Below are 20,687 nucleotides of genomic sequence, written 5' to 3' on the forward strand. Positions count from 1 at the left end.
TATAACGTAGAGCGGCTTTTGCGCCTTCTGCTCATCACGATCCTGTCATCACGCGCTTTTCCTCCTAGTCTGGACGACGAGCGACAACGGGAGGGCGGACCGCCGGTGAGATGGTTGTTCGCGGTGGCGGCATTGTGGACGCTGCTTGGTCTGCTGCCCCTGGCACTGCTGACCTCCTCCAGCATCTCCCTGTCGGAGTCCGCCGTCAGGAACGAGGTCGACGACCGGGTCAAGACCACGGCCTCGGTGAGCCGGGTCGTCGTGGAGCAGCAGATGGGCTCGCTGAAAGAACTCGTCGTCGCCTTCGCCCGGCAGCCCCGCGTACGCGAGTCGATCGACCACGTCACCGGCGACACCCTGCGCGGCTACCTCGACGAGCTGAAGCGGATGCGCGACGGCATCAGCGGGATCATCATGATCTCCCCCGAGGGCCGCATGCTGGGCGCGCTGCCGTCCAGCGGGCTGCCCCAGGACATCGTCAGCACCGACTGGTACAGCGCCGTGCGCGACTGGCAGCGGGCGCACGTGTCGCAGGCGTACACGCCCACGATGGAGGACGTCTCCAGGGCCGTCGCGGTGGCCGTGCCGATCCCCAGCGAGAACGGCGAGCGCATGGTGGGCGTCCTCACCGTCGTCTACAGCCTGGACGCCATCCAGAAGTTCGCCAAGGAGGCCGCCGAGGCCCAGCACATCCGGCTGCTGATCACCGACCAGGCCGGCGTGCTCGTCGCCGACCCCGGCCGCACCCTGTACGCCCTGACCTCCCTGCGCGAGGACCCCCGGGTGGACGCGGCGCTGGCCGGGCGAACCTGGAACGACGAGTTCCAGGGCATCGACGGCCTGGTCCTGTCCGCCTCGGAGCCGATCCCCGACATCGGCTGGACGGTCACCGCCGAGGTGTCCGCCGCCACCGCGCTGGCCTCGGCCGAACGGCTGCGCACCAACGTGCTGACCGTGGCCGCCCTGCTGGCACTGCTCATCCTCATCGGCATGGGGCTGCAGATCCACACCACCCGCGGCCGTCGCCGGGCGCAGGCCACGCTGTCCAGGTACGCGGCCGAGCTGTCCGACGCCAGGGACGTGGCGGTCAGCGCCTCCAAGGCCAAGTCCGAGTTCCTGGCCAAGATCAGCCACGAGATCCGCACCCCGATCAACGGCGTCGTCGGCATGAACTCCCTGCTCATGGGCACCCGGCTGGACGACGAGCAGCGCCACTACGCCACGACCGCCCAGGAGTCGGCCCAGAACGTGCTGAGCCTGCTCGACGACTTCCTCGACCTGTCCAAGATCGAGGCGGGCCACCTCCAGGTGGACGCGATGCCGTTCGACCTGCCGCGGCTGTGCGACGAGGTGGTGGCGCCGTTCGCGCCGCAGGCGTACGCGCAGGGCCTGTGGCTCACGTTGCGGCTCGACGAGGACGTGCCGCGGCAGGTGTCGGGCGACCCCGCGCGGCTGCGCCAGATTCTGACGAACGTGGTCGGGAACGCGCTGAAGTTCACCGTCCAGGGCGGCGTGGACCTGCACGTAACGCTCGACGAGGGGCAGCAGGGCGGGTCTCGGGCGGTGCTGCGGTTCGCGGTGGCCGACACCGGGATCGGGGTGGGGCCCGGCGACCGGGAGCGGGTCTTCGGCGTGTTCCGCCAGGTCGACTCGCCGATCACGCGCCGGACCGGGGGGAGCGGCCTGGGCCTGGCCATCAGCAGGCAGCTCACCGAGCTCATGGGCGGGCGCATCGGGCTGGACAGCGTGGAGGGGGTGGGCAGCCGGTTCTGGGTGACGCTGCCCATGGAGGTGCTGGCCTGGTCGGAGCCGGGAGCCGAGGGGCCGGCGGGGCGGCGCGCGCTGGTGGCCGACCCGCGGCCCGAGGACCGGGCGCTGGCCGGGCGCTTCCTCACGGACGCGGGGCTGGAGGTGGAGGAGACCAGGGACGAGGAGTCCACCCTGGCGCTGCTGCACTCCGCCGCCGCCGACGGCAGGCCGTACGAGCTGGCCGTCGTCGCCCTCGACCTGGGCACCGTGTCCCAGTCGCTGGCGCACACGATCCTCACCGACCCGCTGCTCCGGGCCACCAGCGTCATCGTCGTGGTCACGCCGGGGCGTAGCGGGTTGCCCTGGCCGGTCGCGGCCGACGAGCGTACCGTGCAGTCGATCACCCGGCCGCTCAGCCGCCGCCGGCTGCTCGCCGCCGTCGAGAACGCCCTGCGCACCGCCGAGTGCCCCGGCGAACCGCACGGCATCGGTGACGGCGCGGCGCCGGACGTGCCGGCGCGCATCCTGGTGGCGGAGGACGACGAGGTGAGCCGCCAGGTGGCGCTGCTCGTGCTGCGGCAGGCGGGCCACGAGGTCGAGGTGGTGGACGACGGCCGGCAGGCCGTACGCGCCGTGCTGGCGGGCGGCTACGACCTGGTGTTCATGGACTGCCAGCTCCCCGTGCTGGACGGCCTGGCCGCGACCGCCGAGATCAGGCGGCGCGAGGAGGCCCACACCCCGATCGTCGCGATGACCGCGGCCGCCATGCCGGACGACCGGATCAGGTGCCTGGAAGCGGGCATGGACGACCACCTGGCCAAGCCCGTGGACTGGCCGCACGTGATGGCCAGGATCCCGGCCTGGACGGCCTCCGCCGGGCTCCCGCCCGAGCTCGCGGGCCTGTCGCAGGAGGCGCTGGCCGACATCGGCGCGGCCTACGTGGAGACCGCGATGAGCACGTTCGAGGAGCTCAGGCAGGCGGCCGGGGACGGGGACCTGGCACAGGTGGCCGCGCTTGCGCACCGGCTCAAGGGCGGCTGCGCGACCGTCGGTGCCGCCCGCGAGGCCGAGCTGTGCCGGCGCGTGGAGGACCTGGCGCGGGCGGGCACCGTCGAGCAGGAGCCGTTCGACGAGCTGTACGAGCTGCTCAAGGAGAAGCCGTCCTGGATGAACGGCTCCCGGACCGTCAGCCCTTGAACCTGACCACCTGATCGCCGGGCCCGGGACAGACCATTGCCGGGCACCAGGCGGGGTGCTATCCGAGCCAGCCGGGGGCCACCAGGACAGCCCAGGCCGACAGCGGGCCGACCAGGACGATCACCGCGCCGTAGGTCAGCAGCTTGCGGTAGAACACGTCCCGTTCCATGCCCCGGACGTTGGCCACGAGCAGCGCCCCCGTCGTGGAGAACGGGCTGACGTCCACGATGGCCGACGACACCGACAGCGCCGCGATCATCGCGATCGGCCCCAGCGTGCCCTGCCCGAGCAGCGGCACCGCCAGCGGCACCAGCGCGCCCAGGATGCCCACGGTCGAGGCGAAGGCCGACACCACGCCGCCCACATAGCAGATGAGCAGTGCCACCAGCAGCGGGATGCCGATCGCCGCCACCGAGGAGCCCACGTAGTCGACGGTGCCGATCTCCTGCAACACGCCCACGTACGTGACGACGCCGCAGATGAGCAGCACGGTCGGCCACGCCACCCGCTCCACGGCGCCCTTGTTCGTCTTGGGGGAGGTCAGGGAGAGGACGACGGCCACGGTGACGGCGGTCAGGCCCACGTCGAGCTGGAACACCAGCACGGCCAGGCAGAGCGCCACGATGCCGATCAGCGTGAGCGCCTGGTGCATGGTGAGCCGCAGGCCGCCGCCGTCGACCCCGGTGTCGGGGGCGACCGCGGTGGTGACCGCCCCGCCGGACCCTGACCCGCTTCCGGACGCCGGGGTGGGCGCGGATGCGGACGTGGCCCAGGAGTCGGCCGCGGGCGGGGATCCGGTTTCTGAGGAGGGCGCGCCCGTGCCTGTGCCCGTGCCCTCGGGGACGTCGCCGCCCGCCGGGGCGGGCTCGGCGCTGATGGTGCCGCGGCTCATCAGGTCGCGGCCGCCGAAGACGAAGAACACGATCACGACCGCGGCCGTGTTGAACGCGAAGCTGGACAGGAACAGGGAGATGTTGTTGTAGGGCAGGTTCGCGTCACGCGTGACGCCGTTCACGATCCCGCCCAGCACGCTGATCGGCGAGAACGCGCCCGCCTGCGTGCCGTGCGCCACCATCAGCCCGATCAGCATCGGATGGATCCGGTAGTCGGCCGCGAACCCGAACGCGATCGGCGCCAGGATCGCCGCCACCGCCGGAGCCGGCGCCCCCACGGCCGTCAACAGGGCCGAGATGGCGAACACCACCGGTGGGATGGCGGCGATCCGGCCCCGTACCAGGTGGACGGCGGCCCGTACGAGCCAGTCCACCGTCCCGTTGTTGGTGGCGATGGCGAACAGGAGGGTGACCCCGACGAGGATCACGAACAGGCTGCCGGGGAAGGCCCCCAGGATGTCGTCGGTGCTCATACCCGCGGCCAGTGTCCCGACCAGGAAGGCGCCGACCAGGGCCAGCGCCCCCAGGTTCACCGGGAAGAACGTGGCGACGACGAACATGGCGATGAGGGCGAGAATGGATAGGAGCTCTGCTGACACTGCTGACTCCGATCTTCCCCCGAAGGTCTACGGCAGGACGGACACCTCGCGGACGAGCTCGACCGGGTGCCGGGCCACCCGCCCAGCACCGTGGGCGATCTGCTGGCGGCAGGAGACCCCCGTGGCCGCCAGCAGGGTGTCGGACGAGGAAGCGGCGATCTCCGGGAAGAGCCGGAGGCCGCCGATCTTCATGGACAGGTCGTAGTGCTCGGCCTCGAAGCCGAAGGATCCGGCCATTCCGCAGCAGCCGGCGTCGATCTCTTCCACCTCCGCTCCGGGGATCCTGGACAGCAGCTCACGTGTGCCGGCGGTGCCGACGACGGCCTTCTCGTGGCAGTGGCCGTGCAGCAGGATCCGGCGCCCGCTCAGCGCGTCGCCCAGCACCAGCCGGCCGGCGTCGATCGCCTCGGTGAGCAGTTCGGGGACGAGCCGGGCGCGCGCCGCCACCGCCGCGACCCTGGGGTCGCCGGGGAGCAGGGCGGCGTACTCGTCCTTGAGGGTGAGCAGGCACGACGGCTCCAGGCCGACGATCGGGGCGTCGGAATCCGCCAGCCGGGCGACCATCGACTCGGCCATCGTGCGCGCCTGATCCAGCAGGCCCTTGGAGATGCTGGAGCGGCCGCAGCAGCCCTCGGCGGCCAGGAGCACCCGGTAGCCCGCGTGTTCCAGCAGCTCGACGGCGGCCTGGCCGATGCCGGGCTCGCTGTAGGTGGTGAAGGAGTCCGCCAGCAGGATGACCTCCCGCCCGGGAGTGCCTTCCCCTGCCGCGGGGCGGCGGCGGGCGTACCAGCGGATCAGGTTGTCGCGGCGGAAGCGGGGGAGCGGGCGGCGGCGGCTCAGGCCGAGCGGGCCGCGGGCGGTGCCGGCCAGCCAGTTCGACAGCGGCGCGGTGGCCGAGCCCAGCCGGTTGAGCATCCTGATCGCGCCGAACAGCCGCGCGCGCAGCGGTACGCCGTGGATCTGCTGGTACTGGTGGAGCGACTCGCTCTTCAGCGCCGCCATGTCCACCCCGAGCGGGCACTCCGACTGGCACGCCTTGCACTCCAGGCACAGGTCGAGGATCCCGTGCAGCCGCTCGTCGCCCAGCGCCCCCCGGGGGTCGTCCGAGGTGAGGGCCTTGACCAGGGCGTTGGCCCGGCCGCGGGTGGAGTGCTCCTCCTCGCGGGTGGCCATGTACGACGGGCACATGACGCCCGTGTCGTCCTTGCGGCAGACGCCGATGTTCATGCACCGGTCGGCGGCGGCGTGCATACTCCCGGTGCCGGCGAAGGACAGGACCGTACGCAGCGGGCGAGGCTCGGGCGCCGCCGGGTCGCGCAGGTGGTCCGTCATCGGCGGCGCGTCCACGATCTTGCCGGGGTTGAGCCGGCCGTGTGGGTCGAAGACGTGCTTGACCTGCCGCATCGCCTCGTAGATCCGGTCGCCGAACAGCCGCCGGTTGAACTCGGACCTGGCCAGCCCGTCGCCGTGCTCGCTGGAGTTCACCCCGCCGTGCCGGGCGGCGAGTTCCGCGACCTCCTCGGCGACCGCGCGCATGGTGTCGACCTGGCCGGGCGCGCGCAGGTCCACGAACGGCCGGACATGCAGGCAGCCGACCGAGCAGTGGCCGTAGAACCCGGCGCGCAGGCCGTGCCGGTCGAGGATCCGGGCGAACTCCTCGACGTAGGGCAGCAGCCGGTCCGGCGGCACGGCCGTGTCCTCCACGAACGCCAGCGGCCTGCTGCTGCCCACGCTGGAGGCCATCAGCAGGCCGAGCCCGGCCTTGCGCACCTTGAGCACGGCCGCCTGCTGCCGCTCGGTGACGGCCCTCAGGGTGTGGTAGCCGTGACCGTTCGCCTTCCAGGTCCCGGCCAGCTCCTCCACCCGGTCGGCCACCTCCGCCTGGCTGTCGCCGAAGAACTCGACGAACATCAGCGCCTCGGGGTCGCCCGCCAGGATGCCGCCCAGCTCCGCGTAGTCGACGCGCTGCCGGGACAGCTCCAGGATGGCCCTGTCCAGCAGCTCCACCGAGGCGGCGCCGAAGGAGAGCGCGTCGGCGGTGGCCGCGATCGCGGCGGCGGTGGAGGTGAAGTGGCCGACCGCGATGGCCTTGGCCCTGGGCCGCTCGACCAGCGCGACCGTGGCCTCGGTGACGACGGCCAGCGTGCCCTCCGAGCCGACCAGCAGCTTGGTGAGGTCCACGCCGGAGTCCGGGCGGCGGGCCAGGTCGAGGCGGTAGCCGCCCGCGTGCCGCCAGAACCGCGGGAACCCCGTCAGGTCGAGGCCGTCCAGCACCTCGGCCACCGCGGTGTTGAGCCGGGTGTCGGTGGCCAGGTCGGGCGTGGTGGCGTCGGCGAGCACCACCCGCAGCGCCTCGACGTGGTCGACCGTCGAGCCGTACAGGATGGAGTGGCTGCCCGCCGAGTTGTTGCCGATCATCCCGCCGATCGTGGCGCGGTTGCTGGTCGAGGTGTCCGGCCCGAACATCAGGCCGTGCTTGCGGACCGCCCGGTTGAGCTGGTCCTGGACCACGCCCGGCTGCACCCTGGCGGTCCTGCCGTCGATCTCCAGGATGCGGTTCATGTGGCGGGAGAAGTCGACGATCACCGCCGCGCCCACCGTCTGCCCGGCCAGGCTGGTGCCCGCGCCGCGCGGCAGCACCGGCACGCCCAGCTCGCCGCAGGCCGCCACCAGGGCCTGGACGTCGTCGGCGTGCCGGGGGAAGGCGACGGCGAGGGGCTCGATCGCGTACATGCTGGCGTCGGACGAGTACAGGTGCGTGGTGTACGGATCGTCCCTGACGTCCCCGCTGATCAGCGGCGACAATGTCCGTGCCAGGTTCATCCGGTGCCTTCCAGGTACGCCAGCGCCGCGCGTACCCCGCTGTCCTTGGCCGGCACCCCGACGGCGGCGAGTCCCATCTCGACCCCGCTCAGCGTGCCCGCGAGCATCAGGTCGTTGAACCAGCCGAGATGCCCGATCCGGAACACCCGCCCGGCGAGCTTGCCCAGCCCGGTGCCGAGCGACATGTCGTAGCGGTCGAGGATGAGCCGTCTCAGCGCGTCGGCGTCGTGCCCGTCGGGCATCAGGACGGCGGTCAGTGAGCTGGAATGCTCGCGCTCGTCGGCGCACAGCACCTCCAGCCCCCAGGCCAGCACGGCCCGCCGGGTCGCCTCGGCGTGCCGGTCGTGCCGGGCGAAGACGGCGGGCAGGCCCTCCTCGTCCAGCAGCATCGTCAGGGCCTCGCCCAGCCCGTACAGCAGGTTGGTCGGGGGTGTGTAGGGGAAGAAGCCCTTGCGGTTGGCCGCGATGATCGGCTCCCAGTCCCAGTATGAGCGCGGCAGACCGCCCCGGTGTGCCAGCGCCTTCGGGCTGACCGCGTTGAAGCCCAGGCCGGGCGGCAGCATGAGGCCCTTCTGCGAGCAGCCGACGGTCACGTCCACGCCCCACTCGTCGTGCCGGTAGTCCATCGAGCCCAGCGAGGAGATCGTGTCCACCAGCAGCAGGGGCGAACGGCCGGTGCGGTCGATGGCGGCGCGGATCTCCGGGACGCGGCTGCGCACGCCGGTCGAGGTCTCGTTGTGCACCACCATGACGGCGGCGACGTCGGCGGTGAGGCGCTCGGCCAGCGCGTCCGGGTCGGCGCCGTGCCGCCAGTCGCCCGGGACCAGGTCGACGACCAGGCCCAGCCGGGCGGCCATCTCGCACCACAGCGAGGAGAAGTGCCCGGTCTCGAACGCCAGCACCTTGTCACCCGGCGAGAGCGTGTTGGCCAGCGCCGCCTCCCACGCCCCCGTGCCCGAGGACGGGTAGACGACCACGTGGTGCCGGGTCCTGAAGACGTCCTTCAGCCGCTCCAGCAGCTCGCTCGCCAGCCGGGCGAACTCCGGGCCGCGATGGTCGATCGTGGGCCGCGCGATGGCGCGCAGCACCCGGTCGGGGACGTTCGTCGGGCCGGGGATCTGCAGGAAATGACGGCCCACTCTCAACACCTCCGTGCCGTCTCACGGCACGGCGTGCCGTGTTGCGGTTCATTAACATTAAGATCAGGCCGCAGAGGAGTCAATGCATGCAGAACGTGATCAACGCCCTCCGAGTGCTCGAAGAGGTGGCCGGCCGCCAGCCGGCCGGGGTCGGTGAGCTGGCCCGCGAGCTGGGACTTCCCAAGAGCACGGTGCAGCGCTCGCTGAGGACGCTGCACGAGGCCGGGTGGATCAGGCCCGCCGGGGGCGCGGTCACGCGGTGGCAGGTCACCAGCAAGGCGCTCCAGGTCGGGCGGCGGGCCGAGCTCGGGCTGCGGGACGCGGCGATGCCCCTCATGGAGGACCTGCGCCAGCGCACCGGGGAGACGATTCACCTCATGGTGCCCGAGAGCGACGCGGTCGTGCTGATCGAGCGGCTGGAGACCGACAAGCCGCTGCGGATCGTGCTGCCGCTGGGCATCCGGCTGCCGCTGCACGCCTCGGCCAACGGCAAGGCCGTGCTCGCCCACCTGGGACGGCCGTTAACCGAGCTGCCGGGATACACCGACACCACCATCACCGACCCGGCGGCGCTGCGGGGCGAGCTGGCCGCGGTCCTCTCCCGCGGCTACGCCGACAACCGGGGCGAATGGCGCTCCGACATCGCCGCCGTCGCCGCCGCCGTCCTCGGCCCCGACGGGCCGGTCGCCAGCCTCAGCGTCTCCACCCCCGCCAGCCGCATGACCGAGGACCTGCGCGCCGAATACGGCAAGCTGGTCACCCAGGCCGCCCGAACTCTGACCGCGACCCTCATGTGACGCCTCCCGGGATTTGTCGGGGAGGATCTCCAGTGTCTCCGGCATGACAACAGCCGTACCGGACACTCCCGCGTCGTCCGCCGGACTTCAGCGCCGCACCAGCGCCGGCACGCTCAGTGCGAACACCAAGGACGCCCAGGGGGAGATGGACCGACGGTACGTGTGCGATGGCGGGCGGCCGCCTCGAAGAGCAGCAGCTCGCGGCCCGGGCGGCAGACGAGTTGCAGGCCGACCGGCAGGCCGTCCACCATGCCCGCGGGCACGGTCAGGGCGGGCAGGCCCACCACGTTCCACAGGTTGGTCATCGAGAGCAGGGTGGCGCGCACGGCCATGCGCCAGGCGCCGGGCTCGCCGTCCGGCTCCGGCTCGGGCCGCAGGAGCGGGGGAGCGGTGATCGGCACGGTCGGCAGCGCGATGACGTCGTGCCGCTCGAACAGCCTCCCGACGGCCGCGGCCAGCCGCGCCCGCCCGTCCATCGCCTGGACATATCTCCAGCCGGGCAGCTCCGCGGCGACGCGCAGGCGTTCGAGCAGCTCGGGATCATACAGCTCGGGCGCTCGCGCCAGCCGCGACGCGTGCACGGCCGCCGCCTCACAGCTCTGGATCACCAGGTACGTCTCCCGCAGCGCCGCCACGACCTCCGCGGGCAACCGCACGTCGTCCTGCGCCCCCGACGCGTTCCGCACCAGGTCGGTCACCCGCTGGTCGCCCTGGATCAGCCCGGCCGGATCGAGCCCGGTCAGGTCCAGCCACGCCACCCGGGCGGCAGGGAGGTCCTCGCGCAACTGGGCCGTGGCCAGGGCCCGGTAGGCCGGCAGGCAGTCGCCCTCGGCGGCGGCCAGCACGCCGACGTGGTCGAGCGTGCGCGACAGCGGGAACACCCCGTCCGCCGGGATCGCCCCGTAGGCGGGCTTGAACCCGGCGATTCCGCACAGGGCGGCCGGGATGCGTACCGAGCCGCCCGTGTCGGTGCCGAGCGCCAGCGGCACCATGCCCGCCGCCACGGCGGCCGCGCTGCCGCCGCTGGAGCCGCCCGTCATGCGCGCCGGGTCGTGCGGGTTGCGCGAGGGGCCGTTGGCCGAGCGGTCGCCGGTGGGCCCGTAGGCGAACTCGTGCGTCGTGGTCTTGCCGACGATGATCGCCCCGGCGCGCCGCAGCCGGGTCACGCACTCGGCGTCGGCGGCCGGGACGTGGCCGGCGTAATGCCGTGATCCCATGGTCGCGGGCAGACCGGCCACGTCGATGAGATCCTTCACCCCGACCGGCACGCCGTGCAGCGGGCCGCGGTCGGTTCCCGCCGCCAGCTCGTGGTCGGCCAGCCGCGCCGCTGCCAGCGCCCCGTCGTGGTCCACCGTGACGAACGCGTTGAGCTGCGGATCGAGCTTGGTGGCGGCGTCGAGTGCCAGCGTGACCAGTTCGGTGGCGGTGGTCCGCCCCTCGCGTAAGTCCTGAGCCAGGCCGGCGATGGTACGGCCGGTGAACGGGCCGGGGGAGATGGGCATGGAGTCCTTTCCACGCATCACAACGACATTCAGAGCAGATCCACTGATATCACCCGCCGACGCGGCTGGGGACCGGGGGCACCCTCTGTTGCTGTTCGGCTTACTGACCAGGGTCAGCGAGTCGGGCTGACCACCAGTGCGGGATCGAGTGCCAGCGTGGTCACTGCGAGCGCGAGGAACACGATGGCCAGGTAGAACTGTGGCGAGAAATCGCTGACGCGCACGTGGGTGTACAGCGCGCAGACGAAGTACAGGATGAGGCCCGCCGCGGCGGCGGTGCCGATGAGGGGGACGCCGAGCAGGCCGAGCAGCAGCCCGAGCGCGCCCAGCGCCTTGAGCGCGCCGATCGGCCACACCAGCCACGATTCCGGCACGCCGGCCGTGGCGAGGGCGGGGCCGAGGGTTCGCATGATCGGTTTGAGCCGGGTCATGGCCGCGAAACCGGAGAAGGTGTTGGCGGCGATGGTCACCGTAGCGGTGACGAGGTAAGCGGTGGTCATGTCAGCCCCTGGGGAATGCGGGTAGTTCTGGAAGGCGGTGGCGTGCCGGGCCACCCAGTCGGCGCAGCCATGCGCGGGACGTCCGAGGATCTCGGCCACCGTTTTCGTGACTTAGATCGCCCGCGACCACCTCGACCGAAGTGGGCAGGGCCGCGGCGGCGGGATCGCGGGTCAGGGCGCGCACCGGCAGGCCGCGCTCCAGTAGGTGCCGGACGATCTGGCGGCCGACGGTCCCGGTGGCTCCGGTGACGAGAATGGTCATGCCTTGAACTCCTAACGCGGCGGACGGTCGTGTCGGCGGCCGACCAGGTCCTGTGGAGGCGCTTGCCGGCCGCTTCGCGTCCTGAGAGAGCCTTCGGACCCGGAGTGTGACGTGACGCGGCTCACGTCACACTCCGGGTCGGCTGTGAGCTCTTAGGCGTGTTCGTCCCAGACAAGGAGCGCATGATGTCCGACACCGCCGCTGAGATATTCGCCGACCACCGCGAGTTGCTCTTCTCGGTCGTCTACAACATGCTCGGCACCGTCGGCGACACCGAGGACGTGCTCCAGGAAACCTGGCTGGCATGGTCGGCGCAGGACCCGGACCGCATCGAGAACCGCCGCGCCTACCTGGTACGCATCGCGGTCAATCAGGCCCTGGCCCATCAGAACACGCTGCGCCGCCGCAAGGAGACCTATATGGGCCCATGGCTGCCCGAACCCCTGGTCGCCGAACCTGACGCGGCCGAATCCGCCCTGCGCGGCGAGTCGGTGTCCCTTGCGATGCTGGTGATCCTGGAGACGCTCACGCCGCTGGAGCGGGCGGTGTTCGTCCTGCACGAGGTGTTCGCCTACCAGCACACCGAGATCGCCGCCATGCTCGACCGCAGTCCTGCCGCGGTGCGGCAGGTCTCCCACCGGGCACGCGAGCACGTACAAGCCCGGCGCCCGCGGACCCGCATCGACCAGCGTACGCACCGCGCGGCGACCGAGCGGTTCATCGAGGCCGCATTCGGCGGCGACCTCGCCGCGCTGATGCAGATGCTCGCCCCCGAGGTGACGCTGTGGTCCGACGGCGGCGGCAAGTCTGCGGCGGGTGGGCCCCGTCCCATCCGCGGGCGGGACAAGGTCGCACGTACGATCCTCGCCAATGCGCGCGGCAACCAAGGCTTGGACGTCCATTACCGCCGGGTCAACGGGGACCCCTCGGTGGTGATCTTCGCCGAAGATGCGCCCTTCGCCGTGATGGTGCTCGACCTTGACGCCGATGGTGAGCAGGTGCGCGACATCTACGTCGTCAGCAATCCCGACAAGCTGACCACCATCCCCGACCAACCCGCCGGATGAGAGCCGACCAGCCAGGCGCACGAAGCACTGATCTGCCCGTGGTCCACGCGAGAAGGCCGTGGACTGGCCACGGCTGCGCGCCCTGATGGAAGCCGATGTCGCCTGCCGGACACCGAAACCGGGTGAGGGCGGCCTCGAGTTGCTCGTCGCCGACCTGCAGACGAAGGTGAGGTGGACCGAGGGCACGCTGACGCTCCGCACCGCGCCCTCGTCGCTGATCGTGCGCGACCTCGAGCGGCGAGGCCTCTTGCTGATGCCGAGCGTCTTCGTCTGGCCCGACGTGGTGAGCGGTTTCGTCCCTACGCCGCTGGGCGAGGCGCCGGTGGGTGAGGGTGAGCACCCCAGACCGGTGCGGTGAAGGCAGGACAGGCTGGTCACGGTGAGGGCCATCCCCGAGGCACCGAAGGCGGTGAACGCCACGGCGACGACCCAGCCGGGGATGTGCCGCGGTGTCGGTTTCGTGATCGTCGGGGGCAGGGCTAGCATCGGCGGATGGCTCAGCCCCCCTCGTCCCCGCGCCAGGTGCCGTCGCCCGGAAGGCGCCTTGGGCAGTCGCCAGGAAGGCGTTCGGTGTCGTTGTCGGGCGGGCGGTCGGTGGTGCGCTGGGCGGGGCGGATTGTCGCCGTTCTGGTGAGCGTTTGCGCGCTGGTGCCGGCAGTACGGCTGGTCGTGCCGGCCACGGCGGGTCCCGTGGGGGAGCCGCCCGGGGTGGAGCGGCAGCTCGCGTTCCTGCGTTCCGCGCTGGACGCGGGCGCGGGCGACGAGGCGCAGGGGCTGTTCCCCGAGGGCTACTTCTTCCTGCACGCCCTGTACGGCCTGGCGTGGGTGGAGCTCGGCATGCGCAGGCCGCCCGGCGAACGGTCGCGGGCCCTGGGCGAGGCCCGCTGGGCGCTGGCCCGGCTGGACGCGCCGCCCGGCCGGGCCCCGTTCAGCCGCGACGTCGTGCCGCCCTACGGCGTCTTCTACCAGGGATGGTGCAACTGGCTGCGTGGCGGGGTGCTGGCCCTGCAGCCGGCCGAGCGACGCGACCCGGCCGAGGCGAGCCGGTTCGCCGCAGATTCAGCGGCGCTCGCCGGGGCGTTCGCGGCCTCGCGGTCGCCGTTCCTGGAGGCGTATCCGGGACAGTCCTGGCCGGTCGACTCGACCGTGGCAGTGGCGTCGCTGCGGCTGCACGACACGCTGCTGCCGCCCCGGTACGCCGCCACCGTCACCCGCTGGGTGGCCGACGTCCGCCGGCGGCTCGACCCGCGTACCGGGCTGATCCCGCACCAGGCTGAACCGGGCACCGGCGAGCCGGCCGAGGTGGCCAGGGGTTCCTCGCAGAGCCTGATCCAGCGATTCCTGGCGGACGTCGACCCCGCCTTCGCCGCCGAGCAGTACACCCGCTTCCGCGACCGTTACCTCGCCACGCCGCTCGGCCTCGGACCGGCCGTGCGCGAATATCCCCACGGCATGGACGGCCCGGCCGACGTCGACTCCGGCCCGCTGCCGCTCGACGTGAGCCTGTCGGCGACCGTCGTCACTTTGGGCGCGGCCCAGGTGCGCGGCGACGCCCAGCTCGCCGGGGCGCTGGCCGGCTACGGTGAGCTGGCCGGCCTGCCGCTCGACACCCCGTGGACCAAGCGCTACGCCTTCGGCCTGCTCCCCATCGGCGACGCCTTCCTGGCCTGGTCGAAGACCGCCCGGCCGTGGGTGACCCCCGTGCCGCCACCACCCGCCCCGAGCCTCTCACCGTGGTGGCGGTTCCCGTTGCTGGCAGCGCTGGCCGTGATCGGCATCGCACCCTGGCTCCCCGCACTCCTCCGCCACCGCAGCCGCAGACGGACGCCACGGTAACCCCGCCCTTGGACACCCGCGCGTTTCTGTCCGAATGGTGCGGGTTGCGGCCTCACAACATCATCGTCTGCCTGGTGACCTTCGATGATGCATCATGTACCGTCGCGGGAAAAGCGCGACCTACCGGAGGTGCGGTAGATGGTTGAGGAGCAGCGACAAGACGCACCAGGTGAGCAGAAGAGACGGCAACTGGTCCGGGCGGTGATCGCCTCCGCCGTGGGGACCTCGATCGAGTGGTACGACTTCTTCCTGTACGGCTTCGCGGCCAGCACGATCTTCGCGAAGCTGTTCTTCCCGACAAGTGACCCGACCACGGGCCTGCTGCTGGCCCTCGGCACCTACTTCGGCGGTTTCGCCGCCCGCCCGATCGGCGCGGCGATCTTCGGCCACTACGGCGACCGCATCGGCCGCAAGGCCACCCTGATCATCACCCTGCTGGCCATGGGCATCGCCACCGCACTCGTGGGTCTCGTGCCGACCTACGACCAGATCGGCATCTGGGGCGGCATCCTGCTGACCGTGCTGCGCCTGATCCAGGGCATCAGCGTCGGCGGTGAGTGGGGCGGATCCGTGCTGCTGGCCACCGAGTGGGGCCGGTCGCGCGGCGGCAAGCGCGGCTTCCTCGGGAGCTGGCCCCAGTTCGGCGTCCCCGTGGGCCTCGTGCTCGGCTACGTGGCCCTGCAGATCTTCCAGCCGCTCGACCCCTACTGGGGCTGGCGCATCCCGTTCCTGCTCAGCATCCTGATGGCCGCGGTCGGCCTCTACATCCGGCTCGGCATCCTGGAGACGCCGGTCTTCACCAAGGTCCTTGAGGAGAAGCGGGTCGAGCGCGTCCCCGTACGCGAGGTGCTGCGCAAGAACTGGCGGGAGATCGTGCTGAGCGCGCTGCTCCGCACCGGCCAGCAGGCGCCGTTCTACATCTTCACCGTCTTCATCCTGACCTACGCCACCCAGACCCTCGGCTTCGCGTCCAGCGACGTCTACCTGTACGTCATCGTGGCCGGCATCGTCTCGCTGTTCACCGTGCCGTTCTGGGGTTACATCTCCGACGTCGTGGGCCGCCGGCGCCTGTACATCGTGGGCGCCGCCGCCATGGTGGTCTGGTCGTTCATCTACTGGCCGCTGCTCGACACCCGTGTCCCCGCGCTCGTCTTCCTGGCGATCGTGCTGGCCGCGCCGATCCACGACATCCAGTACGGCCCGCAGGCCACGTTCATCGCCGAGAGCTTCACCGGGCGGCTGCGCTACAGCGGCGCCTCGCTCGGCTACCAGCTCGCCTCGATAACGGCGGGCGGGCCCGCGCCGCTGATCGCGGTCTGGCTGTTCGCCACTTACCAGAGCTCCATGTCCATCGCCATCTACATGGCCATCTGCTCGCTGATCAGCGTGATCGCGGCGTGGGCGCTCAAGGACCGCTCGCAGCAGGACTACGCGATCGAGTACGACGAGGTCCAACCGCGGGCGACCACCTAATCGATGGCGATGCCCAGGTGACGTGGCACGATCTCCACCGCGGTCTCCGGCTGCCTCTTCCCGAAGGCGGCCACGAGCCCGCGGTGCGCGCGGGCGGACCGGGCTTCGGCACGACAGTCGACACGCCGGCAACCATATGATGCACGACCGAGCGGGGGCGCACGGAGCGGCCGGCGGCATCGTCGTACGGGACCTCGTCTCCGGCACCCCGCTCGGCGGGGTCACGGGGACTCCGCCGCGAAGGGCTACCGCCCCGCGATGCCGGTGAGCGTGACGCCCCTGATGAACGTCTTCTGCGCGATGAAGAACAGGATCAGGATCGGCATCAGCGTGATCAGCGCCACCGCCATCATCTGGTTGTACTGCGTGGCGTACTGACCGGAGAACATGGCCAGCCCCAGCGGGATGGTGAACTTCTCCGTCGTACGCAGGTAGATGACCGACTCCAGATACTGGTTCCAGTTGCCCACGAACGAGAACAGCATGATCGAGGCGATCGCCGGCTTCGACAGCGGCAGCATGATCCGCCACAGGATGCGCAGCTCGGAGGCCCCGTCGATGCGGGCCGCGTCGATGATCTCCTGCGGGATCGTGGTGAAGAACTGCCGCAGCAGGAAGATGTAGAGCGCCACCCCGAAGAACTCCGGCACCACCAGCGGCAGGTACGAGTCCACCCACCCGAGCTGGGCGAACATGATGTACTTCGGCACCAGCGTGATCTCCCGGGGGATCATCATGGTCGCCAGCATCAGGGCGAACATCACGCCCGACGCCCGCGCCCGCAGCCGCGCGAACGCGTACGCCGGCAGGACGCACGAGATCAGGTTCCCCAGCATCGACAGGGCCGTGATCAGCACGCTGTTGAGCAGGAAGGAGTTGAACGGCAGGCTGCCGCTCCACCCCTTGACATAGTTCTCGAAGTGGAAGGAGTCCGGCAGGAACTGCGGCGGGAACGCCAGGTTCTCCGCGTCCGACTTGAGCGACGTGGTGACCATCCACAGGAAGGGCAGCACGAACACCGCCGTCGCGACGATCAGCAGCAGGTAGGCGCCGGTGCGCCGGATCTTCCTGATGCGCTCCGCCTGCGCGGAGGTGAGGTTCTGGTGCGTCCTGCGGGTGGCCGGCCTGGCCGTTTCGAGAAGCATCTACGGCCGCCTTATTTGAACTCGTAGTGGACCCAGCGCCTGGCCAGGCCGAACTGGATCAGGGTCACGACGATGACGATGAGGAACATCGCCCACGACAGCGCCGCCGCGTACCCCATGTCGAAGTACACGAAGGCGTTCTGGTAGATGTACAGGCCGAGCACCATCGTGGAGTTGGCGGGGCCGCCCTCGGTCATGATGAGGATCAGCGTGTACGCCTGGATGCTGGCGATGAAGCCGGTCACCACGTTGAAGAAGATGACCGGCGACATCATCGGCACGGTCACGCTCCAGAAGCGCCGCCACCACCCGGCCCCGTCGATCTCCGCCGCCTCGTACAGCGTCTTCGGGATGCCCTGCAGGCCGGCCAGGTAGATGATGATGGTGTTGCCCGAGCCCCACACGCTCATGAGGATCAGCGCGGGCATCGCCCACTCGGTGGAGCCCAGCCAGCCGGGGCCGATGATCCCGACCATCGCCAGCAGCTTGTTGATCAGCCCGTAGTCGGGGTGCAGGATGTTTAGCCACAGCAGCGCCGTGGCCACGCCCGCCACCACCGACGGCATGTAGAACACCGTGCGGAACAGGCTCTGGAAGCGCAGCGGCTGGTTCAGCAGGATCGCCAGCAGCAGGGTGAAGGTCACCCCCAGCGCCACGGAGCCGATGCCGTAGTAGAAGGTGTTGCCGACGGCGTTCCAGAACTCCTCGTCAGCGAACATCTTCTGGTAGTTGGCGAAGCCGACCCACTCCGGCGGGCGCAGCAGGCTCCACTTGGTGAAGCTGATGACGATGGAGGCGAGGATCGGGCCGCCGCTGAAGAGGACGAACCCGATCAACCACGGCGAGACGAACAGGTGGAAGCGGCGCGCCTCCCGGCGGGCCGCCGGGACCGGCCGCCGCCGCCTCCCGATGCTGATCGCGGTCATGCGATCTTGTTCTCGGCCAGGAGCGGTGTCACCTGCTCGGCGATCTGCTGGAGCGCCTGGTCCAGGGTCAGGTCGCCGATCATGGCCTTCTCCCAGATCGGCTTGGCCGTGTCGACGATCTTCTTGTTGGCCGGCAGGTGCATGACGCCGTCACTGGTGGCGTAGTCCTTCATGGCCGCCTGCGCGAACTCGATCACGTCCTTCGGGATGCCCAGCGCCTCGGCGTTCGGCATCCAGGCCGACTGGCGGGCCGGCGCGCTGATGCGCCGAAACTGCTGGCCGGTGGAGGACAGGTACTCGTTCAGGTAGATCCAGGCGGCGTCCTTCTGCTCCGAGTTGGCCGTCATCGCCAGCCCGCTGCCCACTGCCGGGGTGAAGCGGCCGGCGGGGCCCTTCGGCACGGGGGCCGCGCCCCACTTGAACGCCTTCTGCTTGGCCAGCTCGGTGAGGATCCACGCGCCCTGGATCGACATCGCGGCCTTGCCGATCTTGAACGGCTCGACCTTCTCCAGCACCTGGTTGAGCTCGGCCAGGCTGGGCGTCGCCTTGTCCTTGCGCAGCAGGTCGAGCCAGGGTGCGAGGGCCTTCTTGGCCGGCTCCTTGGTGATCTCCACGCTCATCTCGTCCTGGCTCAGGAAGCCGCCGCCGTACGGCATGAGGAAGATCGTGGCCAGGTCTGGGGCCGGGATCGGCATCGGGGTGAAGCCGTAGATCTTCTCCGCGCCCTCACCCTTGGTGAGTTTCCTGGCCATGTCGAACAAGGTGTCGAAGGTCCAGGAGTCGTCGGGGTAGTCGGCGCCGGCCGCGTCGAAGACGTCCTTGTTGTAGAAGAGCAGCTTGGGGGCCATGTCCGTGGGCAGACAGTAGAGCTTGCCGGCGCCGTCCTTGAAGTAGCCGAGCGCGTTCTCCGGCAGGTCGTCCATGCCGAAGTCCGGCGTCTTGGCGATGTAGTCCTCCAGCGGCTGGAAGATGTCGTTGGCGATGAAGTTCTGCGCCCAGCTGTAGTGGGTGTACATGACGTCGGGGAGTTTGCCGCCCGCCGCCTGCGCCATGTACTTCGTCAGGTAGCTGTCGATCGGCGAGACCTCGCGCTTGATCTCGATGTTCGGGTGCCGCTGCTTGAAGAACAGGTCGAACTGCGTGTTGCGCACCTCGGCGACGACGTCCGACGTGATGGCCACGTTGATGGTGACCTTGGAGGCCGGGTCGGGCACGTTGGTCTTCGGCCAGGTGAGCGACTTGTTGAGAGCCTCGGCCTCCTCGAACGGCCAGGTCTCGTTGCCCGGCCGGCCGGCGTCCAGTTGCGGCACGCCGGACTTGACCACGCTGGACGTCTTCGACTGTGGCTGCTGCCTGTTGTCGCCGCACGCGGCGAGGACGGGCAGGGCCACCGCGAGGGCCAGCAGGTGGCGGCGGTTCATCTCCATGGGGGTCGGCCTTTCAAAGGAAGAGCTCGATGACCGGCACGGCCACGTCCGGGCGCTGCACCGGGAGCTGCAAGGTGAGGGTGCCGGGCGGCAGGGTGCCCAGCTTCGTGTGCCCGCTGTCCCTGGCCGGGTCGGGGACCAGGGTGCGGATCTCGGAGGCGTCGTTCAGCAACTGCGCGTAGCGCACCTTCCCGGCCAGGCCCGGCAGGTGCAGGTGCCGGTACGGCCAGGCGAACAGGTGCACGTAGAGCCGGTCGCCGCGCTGGGTGTAGCGGCAGTCCGGGGGTGCCTCGTACGTGCTGGGCCCCGCGCCGTAGATGGAGCGGCCGTGCGGCCTCATCCACTCCCCGATGCCCCGCAGCGTCTCCAGCGCCCGCGGGTCGAAGGCGCCGCGCCCGTTCGGGCCCACGTTGAGCAGCAGGTTGCCGTTCTTGGAGACGGTGTCGACCAGCATGCGCACGAGCAGGTCCACGGGCTTGTAGTCGAGGTTGTCCCGGTCGTACCCCCAGCTTCCGTTGAGCGTCTGGCACGCCTCCCACACCTCGGCCGGGGGAGTGGGCGGCTGGAACTGCTCGGGCGTGACGAAATCGCCCGGGATCTCCAGGCGATTGTTGATCATGGCGTCCGGCTGCAGCCTGCGGACCAGCGCGGCCAGCTCCTCGGAGCGCCAGTCGGCCGCGCCCTTGCCGCCGGGGGTGAGCTTCCCGTTCCTGACCCTCGTGGAGTAGGAGAAGTCAAACCACATCGCGTCAATACGGCCATAGCGGGTGAGCAGCTCTTCGACCTGGCCGTGCAAATAGGACTGATAAATCTTGATATTTCGGTCATCATTGGACACACCCTCGGCGTAGGCCGGGTGCAGGCCGTCGATCGGGAAGTGCGGGTGGTGCCAGTCGATCAAGGAGTGGTAGAAGCCCACTCCGAGCCCGCGCGCCCGGAACGCCTCGACGATCGGCCCGACCAGGTCCTTGCCATGAGGCGTGTTCGCGACCGTGTAGTCGCTCAGGGCCGAGTCCCACAGGCAGAACCCATCATGGTGCTTGGTCGTCAGGACCATGTATCGCATGCCCGCGTCCGCAGCGGCCCGCGCCCAGGCGTCCGGGTCGAACAGATCGGGGTCGAAGGTGTCGAAGTAGGGCTGATACTGCGCGTCGGTGAGGCGCTCGCGCTGCTTGACCCATTCGTGGCGGGCGGCGAGCGCGTACAGCCCCCAGTGGATGAACAACCCGAACCTTTGTTCCCGGAACTCGGCCAGTCGCGCGGCAGAGATCGGATGAATAGCCGGGGTGGTCGAGGGTTCCTGTTCTGGTCCGTGGGGCATGGCCGTACCGTAGACCTGGTAATTAACTTCG

15 protein-coding genes and 1 pseudogene are annotated in these 20,687 nt (G+C 70.5%); 6 read left to right on the top strand and 10 right to left on the bottom strand.

Annotation, left to right across the window (positions count from 1 at the left end; translation table 11 throughout):
* Nucleotides 1–105: 105 nt before the first annotated feature.
* Nucleotides 106–2,946: a response regulator gene (locus tag ABGB18_RS07570; protein ID WP_347694641.1), complete on the top strand. Its 2,841-nt coding sequence runs from the start codon at nt 106–108 to the stop codon at nt 2,944–2,946.
* 58 nt (nt 2,947–3,004) lie between these two features.
* Here ABGB18_RS07570 and ABGB18_RS07575 read toward each other — a convergent pair whose 3' ends face one another.
* Genes ABGB18_RS07575 through ABGB18_RS07585 form a run of 3 tightly spaced genes read right to left on the bottom strand, consistent with a single transcriptional unit; the run spans nt 3,005 to nt 8,400 of the window.
* A complete protein-coding gene (locus tag ABGB18_RS07575; RefSeq protein ID WP_347694642.1) occupies nt 3,005–4,438 on the bottom strand; it encodes an SLC13 family permease in 1,434 nt (477 codons plus the stop codon).
* A 27-nt stretch (nt 4,439–4,465) separates the two neighbouring features.
* Nucleotides 4,466–7,261 (bottom strand): FAD-linked oxidase C-terminal domain-containing protein, encoded by a 2,796-nt coding sequence (locus ABGB18_RS07580; RefSeq protein WP_347694643.1) that lies wholly within the window; start codon nt 7,259–7,261, stop codon nt 4,466–4,468.
* Nucleotides 7,258–8,400, bottom strand: a complete 1,143-nt coding sequence (locus ABGB18_RS07585; RefSeq protein WP_347694644.1) for an aminotransferase class V-fold PLP-dependent enzyme — start codon at nt 8,398–8,400, stop codon at nt 7,258–7,260. Before ABGB18_RS07585 ends, ABGB18_RS07580 begins: the two co-directional genes overlap by 4 nt.
* A gap of 86 nt (nt 8,401–8,486) precedes the next feature.
* Between ABGB18_RS07585 and ABGB18_RS07590 the strand changes: the two genes are divergently transcribed.
* The gene (locus ABGB18_RS07590; protein ID WP_347694645.1) at nt 8,487–9,197 is read left to right on the top strand and encodes an IclR family transcriptional regulator; all 711 of its coding nucleotides are present in this window, start codon (nt 8,487–8,489) and stop codon (nt 9,195–9,197) included.
* A 113-nt stretch (nt 9,198–9,310) separates the two neighbouring features.
* Here ABGB18_RS07590 and ABGB18_RS07595 read toward each other — a convergent pair whose 3' ends face one another.
* The 3 genes and pseudogenes from ABGB18_RS07595 to ABGB18_RS07605 form a co-directional block, all read right to left on the bottom strand.
* A complete protein-coding gene (locus tag ABGB18_RS07595; RefSeq protein ID WP_347694646.1) occupies nt 9,311–10,717 on the bottom strand; it encodes an amidase in 1,407 nt (468 codons plus the stop codon).
* A gap of 95 nt (nt 10,718–10,812) precedes the next feature.
* Complete coding sequence (locus ABGB18_RS07600) at nt 10,813–11,199, bottom strand: DoxX family protein (RefSeq protein WP_347694647.1); 387 nt, start codon at nt 11,197–11,199, stop codon at nt 10,813–10,815.
* A gap of 109 nt (nt 11,200–11,308) precedes the next feature.
* Nucleotides 11,309–11,461: pseudogene (locus ABGB18_RS07605) on the bottom strand (NAD(P)H-binding protein); the annotation flags it as partial.
* A gap of 182 nt (nt 11,462–11,643) precedes the next feature.
* On the opposite strand from ABGB18_RS07605, the gene sigJ reads away from it, so the two are divergent.
* The 4 genes from sigJ to ABGB18_RS07625 all read left to right on the top strand — a co-directional run bounded on the left by sigJ (nt 11,644) and on the right by ABGB18_RS07625 (nt 15,837).
* Complete coding sequence (gene sigJ / locus ABGB18_RS07610; RefSeq protein ID WP_347694648.1) at nt 11,644–12,528, top strand: RNA polymerase sigma factor SigJ; 885 nt, start codon at nt 11,644–11,646, stop codon at nt 12,526–12,528.
* A 58-nt stretch (nt 12,529–12,586) separates the two neighbouring features.
* Nucleotides 12,587–12,886 (top strand): hypothetical protein, encoded by a 300-nt coding sequence (locus ABGB18_RS07615; RefSeq protein ID WP_347694649.1) that lies wholly within the window; start codon nt 12,587–12,589, stop codon nt 12,884–12,886.
* A 212-nt stretch (nt 12,887–13,098) separates the two neighbouring features.
* Nucleotides 13,099–14,364, top strand: a complete 1,266-nt coding sequence (locus ABGB18_RS07620) for a hypothetical protein (protein WP_347694650.1) — start codon at nt 13,099–13,101, stop codon at nt 14,362–14,364.
* A gap of 138 nt (nt 14,365–14,502) precedes the next feature.
* Complete coding sequence (locus ABGB18_RS07625) at nt 14,503–15,837, top strand: MFS transporter (protein ID WP_347694651.1); 1,335 nt, start codon at nt 14,503–14,505, stop codon at nt 15,835–15,837.
* 245 nt (nt 15,838–16,082) lie between these two features.
* On the opposite strand, the gene ABGB18_RS07630 is transcribed toward ABGB18_RS07625, so the two are convergent.
* From ABGB18_RS07630 to ABGB18_RS07645, 4 genes are read right to left on the bottom strand one after another with little or no spacing between them, the layout of a single operon-like run.
* Nucleotides 16,083–16,982, bottom strand: a complete 900-nt coding sequence (locus tag ABGB18_RS07630; RefSeq protein WP_347694652.1) for a carbohydrate ABC transporter permease — start codon at nt 16,980–16,982, stop codon at nt 16,083–16,085.
* Between the two features lie 11 nt (nt 16,983–16,993).
* The gene (locus ABGB18_RS07635; RefSeq protein ID WP_347694653.1) at nt 16,994–17,908 is read right to left on the bottom strand and encodes a sugar ABC transporter permease; all 915 of its coding nucleotides are present in this window, start codon (nt 17,906–17,908) and stop codon (nt 16,994–16,996) included.
* Nucleotides 17,905–19,335, bottom strand: coding sequence for a sugar ABC transporter substrate-binding protein (locus ABGB18_RS07640; RefSeq protein WP_347694654.1), 1,431 nt, complete (start codon nt 19,333–19,335; stop codon nt 17,905–17,907). Before ABGB18_RS07640 ends, ABGB18_RS07635 begins: the two co-directional genes overlap by 4 nt.
* 13 nt (nt 19,336–19,348) lie before the next feature.
* Nucleotides 19,349–20,656, bottom strand: coding sequence for an alpha-L-fucosidase (locus tag ABGB18_RS07645; protein WP_347694655.1), 1,308 nt, complete (start codon nt 20,654–20,656; stop codon nt 19,349–19,351).
* Between the last annotated feature and the right edge of the window lie 31 nt (nt 20,657–20,687).

The organism is Nonomuraea sp. B12E4 (genome assembly GCF_039871825.1).
Taxonomy (GTDB): domain Bacteria; phylum Actinomycetota; class Actinomycetes; order Streptosporangiales; family Streptosporangiaceae; genus Nonomuraea.

What these genes read in the sequence shown, in the direction of transcription:
- ABGB18_RS07630 (WP_347694652.1), bottom strand. Translation starts at nt 16,982, where the DNA reads ATGCTTCTCGAAACGGCCAGGCCGGCCACCCGCAGGACGCACCAGAAC.
- ABGB18_RS07595 (WP_347694646.1), bottom strand. Translation starts at nt 10,717, where the DNA reads ATGCGTGGAAAGGACTCCATGCCCATCTCCCCCGGCCCGTTCACCGGC.
- ABGB18_RS07635 (WP_347694653.1), bottom strand. Translation starts at nt 17,908, where the DNA reads ATGACCGCGATCAGCATCGGGAGGCGGCGGCGGCCGGTCCCGGCGGCC.
- ABGB18_RS07645 (WP_347694655.1), bottom strand. Translation starts at nt 20,656, where the DNA reads ATGCCCCACGGACCAGAACAGGAACCCTCGACCACCCCGGCTATTCAT.
- ABGB18_RS07600 (WP_347694647.1), bottom strand. Translation starts at nt 11,199, where the DNA reads ATGACCACCGCTTACCTCGTCACCGCTACGGTGACCATCGCCGCCAAC.
- ABGB18_RS07590 (WP_347694645.1), top strand. Translation starts at nt 8,487, where the DNA reads ATGCAGAACGTGATCAACGCCCTCCGAGTGCTCGAAGAGGTGGCCGGC.
- ABGB18_RS07640 (WP_347694654.1), bottom strand. Translation starts at nt 19,335, where the DNA reads ATGGAGATGAACCGCCGCCACCTGCTGGCCCTCGCGGTGGCCCTGCCC.
- sigJ (WP_347694648.1), top strand. Translation starts at nt 11,644, where the DNA reads ATGATGTCCGACACCGCCGCTGAGATATTCGCCGACCACCGCGAGTTG.
- ABGB18_RS07580 (WP_347694643.1), bottom strand. Translation starts at nt 7,261, where the DNA reads ATGAACCTGGCACGGACATTGTCGCCGCTGATCAGCGGGGACGTCAGG.
- ABGB18_RS07625 (WP_347694651.1), top strand. Translation starts at nt 14,503, where the DNA reads ATGGTTGAGGAGCAGCGACAAGACGCACCAGGTGAGCAGAAGAGACGG.